We start from the raw sequence: 18,172 nt of genomic DNA, 5'->3' as shown, positions 1-18,172 counted from the left end.
TTGTGACCGTGCCGCCGCGTGTCTCTGCAACCGCACCTTGTCCGCGCCTTCAAGACGCCGACCGGAGCGGCAATTGACTTTGACAGAACGTCTCATATCAAGAACTTGGGCCTTCACGATGTCCTTCTGCATGCCGCTCGGCCATGATCCCTCCCAAGCGCGGCCCCGCCGTGCCTCCCGGTCCACAAGGTGCCCCTCCGATGCCGTTCCGCAATGACCAAACCCTGCGCCGCGCCTGGATCCGCTCTCAGGTCGCCGCGATGGTTCTGGCGGCCTGCGCCATCGTCGCGGTGGGGATGGGCTGGGCCCTGCTGAAAGAGATCGACGCCGTCTCGAGCCCGCGTTCGGACGGCGCGCTCTGGTCGCTGGCACGGATCGATGCCGAATACGGCAAGCTCTACCATGCGGTCGAGCATGGCAGCAGCGATCCCGACACGCTGAACCAGCTCCGGCAGCGGTTCGACATCTTCTACAGCGCCGTGCAGGTGCTGCTGGAGGGCGAAGTGTTCCGCGACATGATCCGGACCGATCCGGACTATGCCGACAGCATCCACGCGATCTCGGACCAGCTGGAACAGATGATCCCGACCATCGACGCCAGCGATGCGGTGCTGGGGGCGCAGGTCGACAGGCTGACGCGCATCGTCGGCGGCATGGCCCCGCAGGTGCGCGACGTGCTGCTGAACGGGCGGAACAACCTGACCCATGCGGGCGACCAGATCCGCCGCACGCTGACGCGCGGCCTGGTGCTGATGGGGCTGTTGCTGCTGGCCTTCGTGGTCGGCCTCGGGATGCTGGCCTACGCGCTGTCGCGGCTGGCCCGGGATGCCGCGCTGAAGACCCGCCAGGTGCGCGCCCATGCCCTGCGCATGCAGACCATCATCGAGACCTCGCGCGACGCCGTGGTGGTCTGCGACGACGCCGCCCATATCCTGGAGTTCAACGCCTCGGCAGAGCGCATCTTCGGCCTCAAGCGCAACGACGTGCTGGGTCGGCGCGCCCCCGAGCTGCTGTTCGCCCCCGAGGATTCGCAGAAGATCCTGGCCATGGGGCGGCGCTACCGCGAGGGCCGCCTGCCCCCCACCCCGGCCGAACGCCTGATCGAGGTCACGGCCCAGGACAGCACCGGCCATCACTTCCCTGCGGAATTCTCCTTCGCGCGCGCAGCGGACGAGGACGGCGGCTACTACGTGGCCTTCATCAGCGACATCTCGCGCCGGCGCTCCGCCGAAGAGCTGCTGACCGCTGCCCGCGACCGCGCCGTTGCCGGCCAGCGTGCCAAGTCCGAGTTCCTGGCCATGATGAGCCACGAGATGCGCACGCCGCTGAACGGGCTGCTGGGCACGCTCCAGCTGCTGGAGGAGGAACGGCTGAGCGCCTGGCAACGGGCGCTGACCGACCGGATGCGGACCTCGGGACGGCTGTTGCTGGGGCTGGTCAACGACGTGCTGGACCTGGAGAAGTTCGAGGCCGGCAAGATGACCGCCGAGGTCCGGCCCTTCTCGATCCCGCGGCTGCTGGACGGGGTGATCGACACCATGCTGCCGCTGGCCAATGCCAATGGCAACCAGCTGTCCTGGACCTGGGTCGGCAGCCCCGCCGAAACCGGCGAGGGCGATCCGCGCCGTCTGCGCCAGGTGCTGCTGAACCTGGTCGGCAACGCGGTGAAATTCACCCGCAACGGTCGCGTCACCCTGGAGGCCGAGATCCTGGGCGGCGGCCAGGAGGTGGAGTTCCGCGTGATCGACACCGGCATCGGCATCCGCCAGGAGGACCTGGACCGGATCTTCGAGGATTTCGAGACGCTCGACAGTTCCTATGCGCGGCAATCCGGGGGCTCGGGGCTGGGGCTGGGGATCACCCGGCGCCTGATCAGCCTGATGGGCGGCCAGATCGGCGCGGAAAGCGAGCCCGGAGAGGGCAGCCTGTTCTGGATCCGGTTGGCGCTGTCGCCCAGCAAGGAACAGACCGCGCCGAAGGCGAAGGCCGAAACCACCCCGGAGGAGCTGCCGCCGCTGGACCTCCTGCTGGTCGAGGACAACGAGATCAATCGATTCGTCGCGCGCGAAATGCTGGGCGCCGCCGGGCACCGGGTCTCGGAGGCGACGAACGGCCAGATCGGCGTCGACATGGCGCTGGAGCACCGCTACGACGCCATCCTCATGGACATTTCCATGCCGGTGATGGACGGACCCGAGGCCGCCCGTCAGATCCGCAAGAGCGGCGGTCCGAACGCCATCGTGCCGATCATCGCCGTCACCGCCCATGCCCTGCCCGAAGAGCTCGAGCGCTTCCAGGCCGCCGGCATGAAGCACTGTGTCCACAAGCCGATCGACCGAGAGGAGCTGATGCGCACCCTTGCCGAGGCGCTGCGCCCGATGGCGCCGGTGGTCACCCAGCTGCCCGATGCCGAGGAAGGCCCGGATCGGGCGCCGCTGGTCGACACCTCCCAGCTGGAGACCCTGCGCGCCAATCTGGCGCCGAAGATCCACGAGGGGCTGCTGTCTCGCTTCCTGAATGAAACCGCCGAGCAGCTGGCGCATCTGCGCCGACTGGAGCTGACCTCTCCGGAGATCGCCCCGCTGGCGCATCGCCTGGCCGGCAGCTGCGGGACCTTCGGACTGATCGCCCTGCGCGACGCGCTGGACATGCTGGAAACCCGGCTGAAGCGCGGCGAGACGCTCTATCCCTTCGACATCGAAAGGATCATGTCGCTCTGGCAGGACAGCCGGCACGAGCTGACGGCAGCCTGTCCCCGGGCCCCCGCCGCGCAGGACACCGCCTGAGCCGGATCAGCCGTAATCGCGGGCGCCGAAGATCGCCGAACCGACCCGCACATGGGTCGCCCCGAAGGAAATCGCCTTCTCGAAATCGCCCGACATGCCCATCGACAGGCCCTTCAGCCCGTTGCGCGCGGCGATCTTGGCCAGCAGCGCGAAATGCAGCGCCGCCTCCTCTTCCACCGGGGGAATGCACATCAGCCCGATGACCGGCAGGTTCAGATCCCGGCATTCGGCGATGAAGGCATCGGCCTCGGCGGGCAGGATGCCGGCCTTCTGGGGTTCTTCTCCGGTGTTGACCTGGATGAACAGGTCCGGGCACTGGCCGGTTTCCTCGGCGATGCGGGCAATGGCATGGGCCAGCTTCGGGCGGTCGACGGAATGGATGGCCTGGGCCAGCTCCATCGCCTGACGCACCTTGTTGGTCTGCAGCGGGCCGATGATGTGCAGCTCGATGCCGTCGAATTCCTCGCGGAAGCCGGGCCACTTGCCGGCGGCCTCCTGCACGCGGTTCTCGCCGAAGACGCGCTGCCCCTCTTCCAGGACCGCGCGGACACGTTCATCCGGCTGGACCTTGGAGACCGCGATCAGCTTCACCTCTTCGGGGGCGCGGCCGAATTCTTCGCAGGCGGCCTGAATGCGGCTGCGGATCTCGCTGAGGGACATGGGACCTCTCCTGTCTTGGCGATGCGGGGCGGGTGGATGGGGATCGGGTAGGATATGGCGCGACCCGGCGCAACGAAAAAGGGCAGGTCCGAAGACCTGCCCTTCCGCAATCAGGCGTTCGAACTTCTGGGATCAGAAGTTGAACTGCACACCTGCGTCGGCGAAGGTGCCGTCGTCGTCGTTGTAGACGCCAGCTTTCAGAGCTGCGCCGCCGCCCAGATCGTACTTGATGTCTGCGCCGACGCCGGTGTTGTCGTCCTGGTCGCCGTACATCAGGTACGCGCCGATGGTGGTGCCGGCTGCGATGCCGAACTGGCCGTATGCGGTGTAGAAGTCACCTGCGTCGCCGTTGTTGGCATAGCCCAGACCGAAGTCAACGCCTGCCAGCTCGCCGCCGACGGATGCTGCCAGCTTGGTCCACTCGGAGTCGTCGTCGTAGTCCGAACCACCGATCGAGAAGGTGTAGCCTGCGGTCGTGAACGACAGGACGGCGTCGGTCTTGTCGATGTTCGAGTCGTAGGACACGTGTGCACCGAAGGCGCCCATCGAGTAGATCGCTGCAACGCCGGTGTCGACGGTCGTGCCGGTCGAGCTGTAGGCGAAGGAGCTGATCGGCGACACGAAGTTCGAGATACCGATGGTGCCGAGGCCGATGTAGGACATGTTGTCCAGAGCGCCGTCGACGTTGCCGACTTCGACCTTCAGGCCGCCAGCGGACACGAACATCTGACCTGCGTTCATGCCGTTGTTGGTGGTGGTGTTCGCGTCACCGTCATCGTAGGAACGGGTGCGGAACTTGCCGCCCAGGGTCAGGCCGCCGTCGGTCTCGGTGGTGCCGAGGATGTCGAGCTGCAGACGCTGCTCGAGGTAGGTCGAGCTGTCGCCGGCATCGGGATCGTCGTAGACATATGCGAAACGGCCGAAGCCGGTGAAGCTGACGTCAGCGGCTGCAGCGCCTGCGGACAGCGCGAGCGCGGTCGTCGCAAAGAGAATCTTTTTCATGGTGTTTCCCTCGGTTTCTCAGTCTGCCCCAATTTCGAAGACCCTCCGAATTGGGCATGAATGGTCTTTGGCGCTTTTGACGCCGACTTGGCAAGCACGCTGCCCGGCAGCCCCCAATTGGCACACGCCATTGGTGCAACTCTGCCACAGTCCTTGCCCGCTTCGGCTTCACCACCCGGCGCTGCGCAAAAACGGCGGCGGAAATCCGGGGGGTTCCGCCCATCACGGGAAAGCCGCTTGCCCCCCTTTCCGGGGTCCGGTAGATCGTTCAGGAAACACGGGAAACGGGGCTTTCGCATGATGTCTTCTGGCGCAATTCGGCTTCTGGCCATCGGATCGCTCGTCGTTCTGGGCGCGTGCAGCGGACAGAACAACGTGTTCAAGAACGGCAATGACGTCGATGCGCAGCTGGCCGAAAAGCAGCGCATCCGCGAGGGCCGCTCGGAAGGCAAGATCTGGGACCTGTTCAAGCAGCGCGACGACGGCAGCAAGGTCGCGGTGAACCGCTACCTTTGGAACGCCTCGCTCGACGTGCTTGATTTCCTGCCCATCGAGGCGGTCGATCCCTTCACCGGCGTGATCTCCACCGGCTACGGCACCCCGCCGGGCGGTTCGGCGCGCTACCGGGCGACGGTGCTGATCAGCGATCCCGCGCTGGAGGCCCGCTCGCTCAACGTGACGCTGGAGAATGCCAATGGCCGCCCCGTCGATGCCGCCACCCAGCGGGCCGTCGAGGATGCCATCCTGACCCGGGCGCGCCAGCTGCTGAAGGCAGATCGCGGCCGCTGAGGTGCGAGGGGGCTCTGCCCCCATCGGCGCGGCGCGCCGATTCCCCCGCCATATTTTCGGAAAGATGAATTTCACGCCGTTGAATCGAGCCAGGCGAGCTGTGCCGGCAGGCACAATCGCGTGAGGTCGTAGCGGGCGCGGATATCGGCGCGCGCCGCCTGCCCCATGGCCCGGGCGCGCTGCGGATCCGCCAGCGTGGCGGCGAGGGTTGCGGCCAGCGCCGCCGGATCGCCCCAGGGCACCAGGCGGCCGGTGTCGGGAGTCAGCACCTCGTGCAGCGGGGCGGTATCCGAGGCGATCACCGGGGCGGCGACCGAGAGCGCCTCCAGCAGCGACCAGCTGAGCACGAAGGGCCGCGTCAGATAGACATGGGCCCGGCTGATGCGCAGCAGGGCGGTGAAATCCGCGCGCTCCAGCGGCCCCGGGAAATGCACCCGCGCGGCCGCGCCGGGGGGCAGCAGGGGCGCGATCTGCGGCCAGTAGTGATCTTTCCAGCTTGTGCCGCCGGGGGGCAGCGGTCCATAGGCCGCCCCCTCTGTCCGCCCGGCGATCACCACCTGGGCGCGGGGCCGTGCGCGCAGAAGTTCCGGCAGGGATTTCAGGAACATGCCGATGCCGCGGCAGGGTTCCAGCCGGCGGTTGGCGAAGCTGACGACCTCGTCCCGGCGGTCCAGGACGAGGCCCGAGGGCAGGGTCAGCCGCGCCCCCGCATCGGGGCAGAGCGCATCGGTGTCGATGCCGTCGTGGATCACCGAGATGCGCGCGCGGAAGGGCGGCGGGAAGGTATCGGCCTGAAACCGCGTCGGGCTGATCCCGGCCCGGGCCTGGGGCAGCTGGAGGAGGTTGTGCAGGTTCTTCAGCCGCAGGCGCAGCCGCTCGGCCTCCGGATCCGTGGCGGGATCTTCGGGGTCCGGGGCCTCGGGGCGATGGTAAAGCTCGCAATAGAGCAGCAGGCGGGCAGCGGGCCAGAGATCGGCCAGAAAGAGCGATTCCCCCCAGCCGGGGTGGGCCAGGATCACGTCGGGCGCATAACCCTGATCGCGCAGGGTGCGGGCGGCGCGCCAGCAGGCCTCGGCCCGGGTGACCTGGCTGTCGAGGTCCAGCACCCAGGGATGGCAGCTTTGCGCCCGCCCCCCGGGCAGCGCATAGGGCAGGATCTGCACCCCCTGCCAGAGGGTCGGGCGATCCACCCGCAGGGTCAGCGCCATCACCTGATCGCCGCGCGCCGCCAGCGCCGGGGCGAGGTGACGGAACTGGGCCGGGAAGTTCTGATGGATGAACAGGATCTTCATGATCGACAGGCCGCCCCCCCCCTGGCGCGGGGCGGCGCCGGGCCTCAGGAATGCCCCGGAAGCGGTTAAAAACCTGCCAACCGGGGCGCCACGCGCGTCAGGGGGCTGGACCCTTCGCCCGCGCGGCCCTATCACCCGCTGCGAAACGCAGCACGTATGAGGGAGCGGCCATGTCGCGCTATTCCGCAGCCGAGATCGAACCCAAGTGGCAACAGGCCTGGGACGCGGCCGAGGTCTTCAAGGCCCGCCACGACCCGACGAAACCCAAGTACTACGTGCTTGAGATGTTCCCCTACCCCTCGGGGCGGATCCACATCGGCCACGTGCGCAACTACACGATGGGCGACGTGATCGCGCGCTACAAGCTTTCCACCGGCCATTCGGTGCTGCACCCGATGGGCTTTGACGCCTTCGGGATGCCGGCGGAAAACGCCGCCATGGCCAATGGCGGCCATCCCAAGGAATGGACCTATTCCAACATCGACACGATGGTCGGGCAGATGAAGCCGCTGGGCTTCGGCCTGGACTGGTCGCGCATGTTCGCCACCTGCGACGTGGAATATTACGGCCAGCAGCAGGCGATGTTCCTCGATTTCCTGGAAAAGGGCCTGGTCTACCGCAAGAACGCCGTGGTGAACTGGGACCCGGTCGACATGACCGTGCTGGCCAATGAGCAGGTCGAGAACGGCCGCGGCTGGCGCTCGGGCGCGCTGGTCGAGCGCAAGGAACTGACCCAATGGTTCTTCAAGATCTCCGATTTCTCGGATGAGCTGCTGAGCGCGCTGGACGGCCTCGACAACTGGCCCGCCAAGGTCAAGCTGATGCAGGCCAACTGGATCGGCAAGTCGCGCGGCCTGCAGTTCAGCTTCGACACCGTCGGCTCCCCCGAGGGCTTCGAGCAGATCGAGTGCTACACGACCCGCCCCGATACGCTGATGGGCGCCAGCTTCGTCGGCATCTCTCCGGATCACCCGCTGGCCAAGGCGCTGGAAACCAAGGACGAAACCGTCGCGGCCTTCTGCGCCGACGCGCGCCAGGGTGGCACCACCGAAGAGGCCATCGAGACCGCCGAGAAGAAGGGCTTCGACACCGGCCTCAAGTGCACCCACCCGCTGGACCCCAGCTGGGAACTGCCGATCTACATCGCCAACTTCATCCTGATGGATTACGGCACCGGCGCCATCTTCGGCTGCCCGGCACATGACGAGCGCGACTTCGAATTCGCCACCAAGTACGGCCTGACCATCACCCCGACCTTCGCGCCAGTCGAGGGCGACTACCCCGCCAAGGGCCCCTTCGTCCCCGCCAAGACCGAGAAGGTCCGCTACGTGAAGGGCATTGCGGGTGAGGAGATCCAGACCGGGCTTGAGGCCATCGACGCCGCCGTCACCTTCTGCGAGGGCAAGGGCTTTGGCGAAGGCGTGACCAAGTTCCGCCTGCGCGACTGGGGCCTGTCGCGTCAGCGCTACTGGGGCTGCCCGATCCCGGTCGTCCACTGCCCCGATTGCGGCGTGGTCCCCGAGAAGAAGGAAAACCTGCCCATCGCCCTGCCCGATGACGTCACCTTCGACGTGCCGGGCAACCCGCTGGACCGTCACCCGACCTGGCGCGATTGCAGCTGCCCGAACTGTGGCAAGCCGGCCAAGCGCGAAACCGACACGATGGACACCTTCGTCGATTCGTCCTGGTACTACGCCCGCTTCACCTCGCCCCGCGCCACCACGCCGATCGAGGCCGAGGAAGCCGCCTACTGGATGAACGTCGACCAGTACATCGGCGGCATCGAGCACGCGATCCTGCACCTGCTCTATTCGCGCTTCTTCGCCCGCGCGATGGCGATCTGCGGCCACCTGCCCGAGAAGTCGAAGGAACCCTTCGATGCGCTGTTCACGCAGGGCATGGTGACCCACGCGATCTATCAGACCCGCAGCGCCGAGGGCCGCCCGGTCTACCACTACCCCGAAGAGGTGGAGCTGCGTGACGGCAAGGGCTTCCTCAAGGACGGCACCGAGGTCGAGATCATCCCCTCGGCCAAGATGTCGAAATCCAAGAACAACGTCGTCGATCCGGTGGCGATCATCGGCCAGTACGGCGCCGATACCGCGCGCTGGTTCGTGCTGTCGGACAGCCCGCCCGAACGTGACGTGGAATGGACCGCCGCCGGTGCCGAAGCCACCGCCAAGCATCTGGCCCGCGTGCACCGCATGGCCGCCGAACTGGACCTGACCGCTGCGGGTGCAGAGGCCGAGGACACCGCGCTGCTGCGCGAGATGCACAAGGCCATCAAGGACGTGACGCTGGGCATCGAAAGCTTCGGTTTCAACGCCTCCATCGCCAAGCTTTACGGCTATACCAACGCGGTGCAGAAATCGCAGGCCTCCGGCAAGGTGAAGGCCGAGGCGCTGAAGGTCCTCGCACAGCTGATGTCGCCGATGACGCCGCACCTGGCGGAAGAGATGTGGCAGATCCTGGGCGGCGAGGGCCTGATCGCGCAGGCCGCCTGGCCCGTCGCGGACGAGGCCATGCTGATCGAGGACAGCGTGACCCTGCCGATCCAGGTCAACGGCAAGCGCCGGGGCGAGATCACGGTGCCCAAGGACATGGACAAGGCCGAGGTTGAAAAGCTGGCCCTCGCGCACCACAATGTCGCCAAGACGCTGGAAGGCGTCGCACCGAAGAAGGTCATCGTGGTCCCCGGGCGCATCGTCAATGTCGTTGTCTGATCGACGCAAATTCCTGGCCCTGCTGGCCGCGACCCCGCTCGCGGCCTGCGGTTTCACCCCGGTCTACGGACCGGGGGGCGCGGGCGAGCGGCTGCTCAACAAGGTCGAGCTGCCCGAGCCCAACTCGCGCGACAGCTACCTGCTGATCCGCGAGCTGGAGCAGCGCCTGGGCCGCCCCGGAAGCGCCGATTACAAGCTGACGCTGAAGCTGAAGGCGACCGAGGGCAAGCAGGCGATCTCTTCCGACGACGTGACCACGCGCTTCCACGTGCTGGGGCGGCTCGACTACGTGCTGACCCGGACCGAAGACGACAGCCGCGTCGGCGCCGGCACGGTGACGGGCTTCACCTCCTACTCCGCGACCGGCACCACCGCCGCGACCGAATCCGCCCGCGAAGATGCCCATGAACGCCTGATGGTGATCCTGACGGACAGCCTGACCTCGCGGCTCTTCGCCGATCTCGGCCCGGCATGAAGCTGGCGGCAGCCAAGATCGCCACCTATGCGCGCCGCCCCGAGGCGGGGCGCACCGGCATCCTGCTCTATGGCCCCGATGCCATGCGCATCGCCCTGCGCCGTCAGGAGATTGTGGCCGCCCTCGTCGGCCCCCGGGGCGACGAGGAGATGCGCCTGACCCGGATGAGCGCCAACGACATCCGCCGCGATGCCGCCGGCCTTCTGGACGCGGTGAAGGCCCAGAGCTTTTTCCCCGGCCCCCGGGTGGTCTTCCTGTCCGACGCGACCGAGGCCCATGCCGCCGCGATCCTGCCGACGCTGGAAGACTGGCAGCCGGGCGATGCGCAGCTGGTGATCACCGCCGGGCAGCTGAAGGCCACGTCCAAGCTGCGCAAGGCCTTCGAGAACCATTCCAACGCCTATGCCTGCGGCATCTACGACGATCCCCCCTCGCGCGAGGAGGTCGAGACGATGCTGAAGGACGCCGGGCTGACGCAGCTGCCCGAGGAGGCGCTGCGTGCCCTGACCGCGCTGGCGCTGGCGATCGACCCGGGCGATTTCCGCCAGACGGTCGAGAAGATCGCGCTCTACAAGCTTGGCGACGACGCGCCGCTGAGCGTGGCCGAGATCACCCTCTGCGCCCCCGCCTCGACCGAGGCGGACATGGACGACATGCTGCACGTGGTGGCCGAGGCCCGCGCCGGAGAGATCGGGCCGCTGCTGCGCCGGCTGGAGGCCCAGGGAGCCAACCCGACGGGTCTGTGCATCGCCGCGCAGCGCCATTTCCGCGCGCTTTACACCATCGCGGGCCATCCCGACGGCGCCGGTGCGCTGCGTCCGCCGCTGTTCGGTCCGCGCCGCGACCGGATGCTGCGCCAGGCCCGGGACTGGGGCGCGATCCGGCTGGAACAGGCGCTGACGGTGATCACCGATACCGACCTGGTGCTGCGCTCGGCCGGGCGCACCGCGCCCGAGATGGCGCTGGTGGAACGGATGCTGGTGCGCCTGGCGATGCTGGGCCGCAACCGCTAGGGGCCCGACACCCGCCCCGCCCTACATCTTGCGAAGGTAGGCCTCGGCCTGTTGCCCGGCCCATAGGCCGGTGGCCAGGCAGGCGGTCAGCAGGTAGCCCCCCGTCGGCGCCTCCCAGTCCAGCATCTCTCCGGCGGCAAAGACCCCGGGACGGTCGCGCAGCATCAGCCCCGCATCCACCGCCGCCCGCGTCAGCCCTCCGGCGGTCGAGATCGCGGTTTCGATGTCGAAGGGCGCCCCCAGCGGAAGCGCCAGCCGCTTCAGCCGCCGCGCCAGCGCCTCGGGCGCCTCGGGCACGGGGCGCCCGCATTCCTGCAGCAGCGCGCGTTTCACCGGGTCGAGCTTCAGCGCCTTGCGCAGCCGGTTCGACAGGCTCTCGGCGCGCCGGGTGGCGGCCAGCCGCCTTGCGACCTCGGCTTCGGAGAGATCCGGCAGCAGGTCCAGCTCCAGCGGCGCCCCTTCGCGCAGGGCCTTCGACAGGGTGTAGATCGCGCCCCCCTCGACCCCGGCCCGGCTGAGAACGAATTCGCCGCGGGTCTCCTGCGCGCCCGCGCGCAGGGCCACGGCTTTCACAGGCACGCCGAACTGGGGCGCCATGTGCTGCGACCAGGCGACGTGGAAGCCGCAGTTGGCGGGCGTGAAGGGCGCCACCCCGTCCAGATGCCGCGCCCAGCCGCCATCCGATCCCAGACGCGGCCAGCTTGCCCCGCCCATCGCCAGAAGGGTGACCTGCGCGCTCACATGCTGCAGACCCTCGGGCGTCGCGAAAACCGCCGCCCCGTCCTGCCAGCCCTGCCAGTCCCAGCGCGTTCGCGCCACGACGCCCAGATCCCGCAGCCGGCCCAGCCAGGCCCTGAGCAACGGCGAAGCCTTCATGCCGACCGGGAACACCCGGCCCGTGGAGCCGGTGAACATCTCCTGCCCCAGCCCCTCGGCCCAGAGGCGGGTCTCCTGCGGGCCAAAGCTCTCCAGCATCGGTCGCAGCCAGTCGCCATCGGCACCATAAGCCCCGAGGAACGCATCGAAAGGCTCTTCCTTGGTGAGGTTCAGCCCGGATTTCCCGGCCATCAGGAACTTGCGCCCGAGGCTCGGCATCCGCTCGGCCAGCACCACGCTCCGCCCGGCCCGCCCAAGCGATTCCGCTGCCATCAGCCCCGCCGGACCACCGCCAATTACCAGAGCCTCGACCTGCATCGCCCCTCGCCTTTGCCTGCCGCCCTGCCTAGCCTATCGCCCGGGATTTCACCATGTCCGAAGATCCGATCTGCCTGCACCCGACCCCGCCCGGGGCAGGCTCCTTACGGCATCACCTGCCCCCGACTGAGCGGTCGCAGGCACGACCCCTCTGTGCCCCGCACCAGACTGTCACAACGAGAGCCGGCACGGGACCAGGATGGCCGAACGGGCTGAGCCCCCATCCCCGGGCGGAGACATACATCACCTGAACATCGAAGCCGCCGGCCACCTTTCATTCGAAGACACGATGTCCCCGCTGCAAGCGTTGAAACTGCGCCTGCGGCGCAGGCCTCCGGCGGGGATATTTTGGGCCAGATGAAAGAACCTGCGGAGCTCTTTATCATCTGGCTCGAAATATCCCGGGGGAGTCGGGCGTCAGCCCGGCGGGGGCAGCGCCCCCCGCCCGGCTTCAGACCAGGCCGACCTTGACCCGGATCTCTTCGTCCCGCAGGGAAATCTCCTTGCCCAGGTAGCCATCCGCTTCCGGGCCGCACATCCACAGCAGGGTGCGCGCGGGCCATTCGGGGGGGACATGATCCTCCCAGTCCAGCGTGCTGACAGGGTTGATGCCCGAGGCCTTGATGTCACGCTGCATCTGGGTCGCCACCGTGCCCGGGCTCAGCCCCATGACCCGCAGGCCGGACGGACCCGCCTCCAGATGGGCCGAGCGGGTCAGCATCGCGGCGCCGGCCTTGGAGGCGCAATAGGCGCTCCAGCCCTCATAGGGTTTCGAGGCCGCGCCGGAGGAGATCGTCAGAATCGTGCCGCCGCCCGCCGCGATCATCAGCGGCATCACGGCATGCATCCCGTTGAAGACCCCCTTGAGGTTCACGTCGATGACATGGGCCCAGGCGCCCGGGTCGACCTGGGTCATTGGCGCTATGGGCTGCAGCGCGCCGGCATTGTTGATCAGGATGTCGACGCTGCCGAACGTGTCGACCACGGCCTTCACCGCCGTCTCGACCTCCCAGTAGCGGGTGATGTCGCAGGGGATCGCGATGGCGCTCGGGCCGATCTCCCCGGCGAGCTGGGCGATTTCCTCGCGGCCCCGGGCCAGCAGCGCCACCTGGGCACCCGCCGCCGCGAAGACCTTCGCCGTTGCCGCGCCGATGCCCCGGCTCGCGCCGGTCACGATCACCGTCTTTCCCGTCAGATCCACCATGCTCTCGTCCTTTCCCGGCGCCTGGATGCGCCGCCTTGCCTTTGCCCGACCGAGGGCCCTGCCTGAGTCGTAGCCCGCTCCTCCCCATCCGGCCAGTCCCCCCGCGACTTCCCGCGAATTGCATGCATCCCGCCCGCCCCGCGACAGGGGCGCGGGTTGATCCGGCCCGTGCCAGAGGCTAGGTCAGAAGGGTTCAGGAGAAGCCAAATGCCCAGAGACAATGCCCCCCAGCTCGCCGATGTCACCCAGGCCCTGATCGAGGCCGCCCGGGCCGCCGGCGCCGATGCCGCCGATGCCGTCGCCCGCGAGGGCACCTCGGTCTCCATCGACGTGCGTGGCGGCACGCTGGAACATGCCGAGCGCGCCGATGGCGCAGAGGCCGGCCTCCGGGTCTTCATCGGCCAGCGCCAGGCCTGCGTCTCGGGATCCGACATCCGCCCCGAGGCGCTGCGCCTGATGGCCGAGCGCGCCGTCGCCATGGCCCGCGAGGCCCCGGAGGACCGCTGGATCGGCCTGGCGGACCCCGCGCAGCTGTCGGCGCGCCGCGATGCCGAGGGCCTCGAGGGGTTCGATCCGACGCCGGAACCCGAGCCCGCCCAGCTGCAGGAAGATGCCGCCCGGGCCGAAGCCGCCGCCCTTGCCGTCAAGGGCGTGACGCAGGTTTCCGGGGCCTCGGCGGGCTATGGGGCCAGCGACACGGTGATCGCCGCCTCGAACGGCTTCATGGGCCGCTACAGGCGCAGTTCGCGCTCGGTCTCCTGCGTGGCGATCGCCGGGACCGGAGCGGGCATGGAGCGCGACTATGACGGCGACGGCCGGGTCTTCCAGTCCGACCTGCGCGACGCCGCGGAGATCGGCCGCACCGCCGGGGAACGCGCTGTCGAACGCCTGGGCGCCAGCGCGCCGAAGACCGGCGCTTACCCGGTGCTGTTCGACGAACGCGTTGCCGCCACGCTGATCGGGCATCTTTGCGGCGCGGTGAACGGGGCTGCCGTGGCACGCGGCTCTTCCTTCCTGTCGGACCGGCTGGGAGAGCTGGTGCTGTCGGAATCCCTGACCCTGACGGAAGATCCCCTGCGCCCGCGCGGCTTCGCCAGCCGTCCCTTCGATGCCGAGGGGCTGCCGACGCAGCGTCGCGACATCGTGAAGGATGGTGTGCTGACCGGCTGGACGCTGGACCTGGCCACCGCCCGGAAACTGGGCATGGCGCCCACCGGCAATGCCGGGCGCGGCCTGTCCTCTCCGCCCAGCCCGACGAACTGGAACATCGCGCTGACCCAGGGCGAGCAGAGCCGCGAGGACCTGCTGAAGCAGATGGGCACCGGCCTGCTGGTCACTTCGCTCATCGGCTCGACCATCAACCCCAACACCGGGGATTTTTCCCGCGGCGCCGCCGGGTTCTGGATCGAGAACGGCGAGATCGTGAAGCCGGTCAACGAATGCACCATCGCCGGCAACCTGCGCGACATGCTGCGCCGGATCACCCCCGCCAACGATGCCCGCCCCTGGCGCGGGACTGTGGTGCCTTCGCTCCTCGTCGAGGGGATGACGCTTGCCGGAAACTGAACGCCTGTCCGGGGACCGGATCCAGGACCTGGCCCTGCTGCAGGAGGCCGCGCTGGAGGCCGGGCGGATCGCCGTGCACTTCGCCGAGAAGGGCGTCGAATCCTGGGAAAAACCCGATGACCAGGGCCCCGTGACCGAGGCCGACCTGGCCGTGAACACCATGCTGAAGACCCGGCTGCTGTCGGCGCGGCCCGAATACGGCTGGCTGTCCGAGGAAAGCCCCGACGATTCCGCGCGCCTGTCGCGCGAAAGGGTCTTCATCCTCGATCCGCTGGACGGCACCCGTGCCTTCATGCGCGGCGACCATGCCTGGGGACATTCCCTGGCCATTGCCGAGCAGGGACAGGTGGTGGCCGCCGTGGTCTACATGCCGCGCCTTGACCGGCTTTATGCCGCGACGCTGGGCGGTGGCGCCGTGCTGAACGGCGTGCCGATCCAGTGCACCACGCAATCCTCCGTCACCGCCGCCAGGGTGCTGGCGGCGCGCCCCGTGGTGGCGCCGATCAACTGGGCCGGACCGGTGCCCGATTTCGCCGTGCACCAGCGCGCCGCCCTGGCCTATCGGATGTCGCTGGTGGCCCAGGGCCGCTTCGACGCCATGATCACCCTGCGCCCGACCTGGGAATGGGACGTGGCCGCCGGCACGCTGATCGCCCGCGAAGCCGGGGCCATCGCCTCGGACCGGGCGGGGCGGGCGCTGGTCTTCAACAACCCCGCGCCCAAGCTGAACGGGGTGGTCGCCGCCGGCCCCGCCCTGCACGGGCAGCTGCTGTCGCGGCTGGCCTTCGCGCCCCGGGTCCTGCCCTGATCCCGCGTTTCACGAAAATGCGCGGCAAAGGCCGGCCATCCCGGGGCGCCGGACCGCCCTGCCGGTCTTGACCCCGCGCCGCTTTGGGCGCAGTTTGCCGCCGACCGCACAGCCGGAAAGGATAGTCCCATGTCGCAACGCCTGCACCTCGTCTTCGGCGGAGAGCTCGTCGATCCTGCGAAGAACGTGTTCCGCGATCTGAACGACCTGCACATCGTCGGTCTGTTCCCCGATTACGACGCCGCCTACGACGCCTGGAAGGCCGAAGCGCAGCGCACCGTGGACAATGCCCACATGCGCTACTTCATCGCCAACATCCACCAGCTGCGCGAAGGCACCCAGGCCGACACCGCGGCCTGATCCTGCCTGCCCGCCGCACCGGAGCGTGCTTCGCCGCCCTGTTTCAACGGCCCTGTCCGCTCCGGTCGCGCCGACCCGCGCCCGGATGGCGACCCGTGCCGCCCCCGGAGCCGCCCCGGCCATGACCGCTGACCGCCCCCCCGAGATGCCGCCGCGCCCCGCCGGCGCGCTGGCCTGGATCCATTGCCCCGACCCGGCCCGCCGCAAGGCCGCCGAGCAGCTTGCCCTGCGCCTTCTGGCCCAGGAAGAGGGGCTGCTGTCGGTGCTGCTGACCGGCCCCTCCGACGCGCCCTGCACGCCCGCGCCGGGCCTCTTCTGCCAGAGCGAACCGCCCGAGGGCGAAGACCCGTCGGGCTTTCTCGATCACTGGCATCCCGATGCGCTGGTCTGGCTCAGTGGCTACCTGCGCCCGACCCTGCTGAGCGGGGCCCGCCAGCGCGCCATCCCGATGCTGCTGGCCGAGGCCGAGGACCACGCTCTGGAGGAACCCCGATGGCGCCTGCGCGCCTCCCTGACCCGGCGGCTGATCCCGACCTTCGACGCCTTCTGCGCCTCGACCGGCAATGCCGCGCGCCGCCTCGCCCGGCTGGGCGCCGACCCCGAGAAGCTTGAGATCACCGGCCCCCTGCAGGAGGGCTGCGGCGCCCTGCCCTTCGACGCCCGCCTGCGCGAGGACCTCGCGACCGAACTGACCGGTCGCCCGATCTGGCTGGCCGCCCCGGTCACCGCCGAGGAGGTCGATCCGATCCTCGAGGCGCAGCGCGGCATGGCCCGGCTGGCGCACCGGGTGCTGCTGATCCTCTCGCCCGCCGACGAGGCCGCCCATGCCGCCGCCGCCCGGCTTCTGGGCGATCAGGGCTGGCGCTGGTGCGACTGGCGCGAGGGCGCCTCTCCGGGCGAAGAGACCCAGGTCCTGCTGGCCGAACCGGGCACGGAGATGGGCCTTTGGTACCGCGTCGCCCCGGTCTGCTTCCTGGCCCGGTCGCTGGTGCGCGGCCAGCCCGGCACCGATCCCTACCCCGCGGCGGCCCATGGCGCGGCGATCCTGCACGGCCCGCATGTGCGCGGCCATCTCGCCGCCTATACCCGGCTGGCCCAGGCCGGCGGCGCCCGCTCGGTGCGCAGCGCCGACAGCCTGCAGCAGGCGCTCGGCCGGCTGCTGTCCCCGGACCAGGCCGCCGCCATGGCCAGCGCCGCCTGGCAGGTCGCCACCGAAGGCGCCGAGACCACCGACCGCGTCGCCGGCTGGGTGATCGCCCGTCTGGAAGAAAAAGGCGTGCTGTGATGCAGACCCCGGCCTTCTGGTTCCGCGATCCCCGACACCCCGGCTGGCGCGCCCGCGCCCTTGCACCGCTTGGGGCACTCTATGCCCGGGGGACCGCCCGCCGGCTTGCCCGTGGCACCCCCGCCGATCCCGGCCTGCCGGTGATCTGCGTCGGCAACCTCAATGCCGGGGGCACCGGCAAGACCCCGACGGTAATCGACCTGCTGATGCGGCTCTCCGCCCGCGGCCTGAACGCGCATTTCCTGTCGCGCGGCCACGGCGGCACGCTCACCGGCCCGACCCGCGTCGATCCCGCCATCCACACCGCCGCCGAGACCGGGGATGAACCGCTGCTGCTGGCAGCCTTCGCCCCCGGCTGGATCGCCCGTGACCGCGCCGAGGGCGCCCACGCCGCCCGCGCCGCCGGGGCCGATGTGATCGTCATGGACGACGGCTTCCAGGATCCGGCGCTGCAGAAGGCGCTCTCGATCATCGTGGTCGATGCCGCGCGTGGCTTCGGCAACCGCCGCTGCCTGCCCGCCGGTCCGCTGCGCGAACCCGTGACCACCGGCCTTGCCCGCGCCGATCTCCTGCTTTCGATCGGAGAGGCCCCCGCCCAGCAGGCCTTCGCCGCCGCCAATCCGGATCTGCCATTGCCCCGCCTGCAGGCCCGCCTCGCGCCGCTGCCCACCGGCATGGACTGGCAGGGCCTGCGCAGCCTCGCCTTCGCCGGCATCGGCCATCCGGCCAAGTTCTTCGCCAGCCTGCGCGCCCTCGGCGCCGAGGTGCTGCACGAGGAACCGCTTGGCGATCATCAGCCGCTGACCCCGGCCCTGATGGCCCGCCTCGAACATGACGCCGCGCGCCTCGGCGCCCAGCTCGTCACCACGGAAAAGGACGCGGTCCGCCTGCCGCGCGACTGGCAGCAGAAGGTGCTGACCCTGCCGGTGCGCCTGGCCTTTACCGATGACCACCCGCTCGAGGCCGCCCTCGACCGCCTCTTCCCGACCTGAAAAGGGGCGCGCCCGCCCGGACA

15 protein-coding genes are annotated in these 18,172 nt (G+C 69.3%); 10 read left to right on the top strand and 5 right to left on the bottom strand.

Going from position 1 to position 18,172, the window contains the following annotated elements:
- The first annotated feature begins 200 nt into the window (after positions 1-200).
- Positions 201-2,786 carry an ATP-binding protein gene (locus KM176_RS09030; RefSeq protein ID WP_160891115.1) on the top strand — a complete coding sequence of 862 codons (2,586 nt, stop codon included), beginning with the start codon at positions 201-203 and terminating at the stop codon, positions 2,784-2,786.
- A 6-nt stretch (positions 2,787-2,792) separates the two neighbouring features.
- On the opposite strand, the gene KM176_RS09025 is transcribed toward KM176_RS09030, so the two are convergent.
- Both KM176_RS09025 and KM176_RS09020 read right to left on the bottom strand, forming a co-directional pair.
- Entirely contained in the window at positions 2,793-3,446 is a 654-nt protein-coding gene (locus KM176_RS09025; protein ID WP_160891116.1) for a YggS family pyridoxal phosphate-dependent enzyme, read from the bottom strand.
- Positions 3,447-3,578: 132 nt separating this feature from the next.
- Positions 3,579-4,448, bottom strand: a complete 870-nt coding sequence (locus KM176_RS09020; protein WP_160891117.1) for a porin — start codon at positions 4,446-4,448, stop codon at positions 3,579-3,581.
- 297 nt (positions 4,449-4,745) lie between these two features.
- Between KM176_RS09020 and KM176_RS09015 the strand changes: the two genes are divergently transcribed.
- On the top strand, positions 4,746-5,237 hold the full coding sequence (locus KM176_RS09015) for a DUF3576 domain-containing protein (RefSeq protein WP_160891118.1): 492 nt from the start codon (positions 4,746-4,748) through the stop codon (positions 5,235-5,237).
- A gap of 71 nt (positions 5,238-5,308) precedes the next feature.
- Here KM176_RS09015 and KM176_RS09010 read toward each other — a convergent pair whose 3' ends face one another.
- Positions 5,309-6,529 (bottom strand): glycosyltransferase, encoded by a 1,221-nt coding sequence (locus KM176_RS09010; RefSeq protein WP_160891119.1) that lies wholly within the window; start codon positions 6,527-6,529, stop codon positions 5,309-5,311.
- 170 nt (positions 6,530-6,699) lie between these two features.
- On the opposite strand from KM176_RS09010, the gene leuS reads away from it, so the two are divergent.
- Genes leuS through holA form a run of 3 tightly spaced genes read left to right on the top strand, consistent with a single transcriptional unit; the run spans position 6,700 to position 10,740 of the window.
- Positions 6,700-9,252 (top strand): leucine--tRNA ligase, encoded by a 2,553-nt coding sequence (gene leuS, locus KM176_RS09005; protein WP_160891120.1) that lies wholly within the window; start codon positions 6,700-6,702, stop codon positions 9,250-9,252.
- Complete coding sequence (locus KM176_RS09000) at positions 9,239-9,727, top strand: LPS assembly lipoprotein LptE (RefSeq protein ID WP_160891121.1); 489 nt, start codon at positions 9,239-9,241, stop codon at positions 9,725-9,727. The genes leuS and KM176_RS09000 overlap by 14 nt, the downstream gene beginning before the upstream one ends.
- Positions 9,724-10,740: a DNA polymerase III subunit delta gene (gene holA, locus KM176_RS08995; protein ID WP_160891122.1), complete on the top strand. Its 1,017-nt coding sequence runs from the start codon at positions 9,724-9,726 to the stop codon at positions 10,738-10,740. Before KM176_RS09000 ends, holA begins: the two co-directional genes overlap by 4 nt.
- Positions 10,741-10,761: 21 nt before the next feature.
- On the opposite strand, the gene KM176_RS08990 is transcribed toward holA, so the two are convergent.
- Both KM176_RS08990 and KM176_RS08985 read right to left on the bottom strand, forming a co-directional pair.
- Positions 10,762-11,934 carry a TIGR03862 family flavoprotein gene (locus KM176_RS08990; RefSeq protein WP_160891123.1) on the bottom strand — a complete coding sequence of 391 codons (1,173 nt, stop codon included), beginning with the start codon at positions 11,932-11,934 and terminating at the stop codon, positions 10,762-10,764.
- A gap of 451 nt (positions 11,935-12,385) precedes the next feature.
- Entirely contained in the window at positions 12,386-13,135 is a 750-nt protein-coding gene (locus tag KM176_RS08985) for an SDR family oxidoreductase (RefSeq protein ID WP_160891300.1), read from the bottom strand.
- A gap of 210 nt (positions 13,136-13,345) precedes the next feature.
- On the opposite strand from KM176_RS08985, the gene KM176_RS08980 reads away from it, so the two are divergent.
- From KM176_RS08980 to lpxK, 5 genes are all read left to right on the top strand, one after another.
- On the top strand, positions 13,346-14,704 hold the full coding sequence (locus tag KM176_RS08980; protein WP_160891124.1) for a TldD/PmbA family protein: 1,359 nt from the start codon (positions 13,346-13,348) through the stop codon (positions 14,702-14,704).
- Positions 14,691-15,512: a 3'(2'),5'-bisphosphate nucleotidase CysQ gene (locus tag KM176_RS08975; RefSeq protein WP_236045234.1), complete on the top strand. Its 822-nt coding sequence runs from the start codon at positions 14,691-14,693 to the stop codon at positions 15,510-15,512. The genes KM176_RS08980 and KM176_RS08975 overlap by 14 nt, the downstream gene beginning before the upstream one ends.
- Before the next feature lie 129 nt (positions 15,513-15,641).
- Entirely contained in the window at positions 15,642-15,872 is a 231-nt protein-coding gene (locus KM176_RS08970) for a DUF4170 domain-containing protein (RefSeq protein WP_160891125.1), read from the top strand.
- Positions 15,873-15,993: 121 nt separating this feature from the next.
- Positions 15,994-17,157, top strand: a complete 1,164-nt coding sequence (locus KM176_RS08965) for a 3-deoxy-D-manno-octulosonic acid transferase (RefSeq protein ID WP_160891126.1) — start codon at positions 15,994-15,996, stop codon at positions 17,155-17,157.
- Positions 17,157-18,149, top strand: a complete 993-nt coding sequence (gene lpxK / locus KM176_RS08960) for a tetraacyldisaccharide 4'-kinase (RefSeq protein WP_202397674.1) — start codon at positions 17,157-17,159, stop codon at positions 18,147-18,149. The genes KM176_RS08965 and lpxK overlap by 1 nt, the downstream gene beginning before the upstream one ends.
- The last annotated feature ends 23 nt before the right edge of the window (positions 18,150-18,172 follow it).

Origin of the sequence: Pseudooceanicola endophyticus (assembly GCF_018760365.1) — a bacterium.
In the GTDB taxonomy this organism is placed as follows: Bacteria; Pseudomonadota; Alphaproteobacteria; order Rhodobacterales; family Rhodobacteraceae; genus Pseudooceanicola; species Pseudooceanicola endophyticus.
This window is presented reverse-complemented; position numbering and strand designations above follow the sequence as displayed.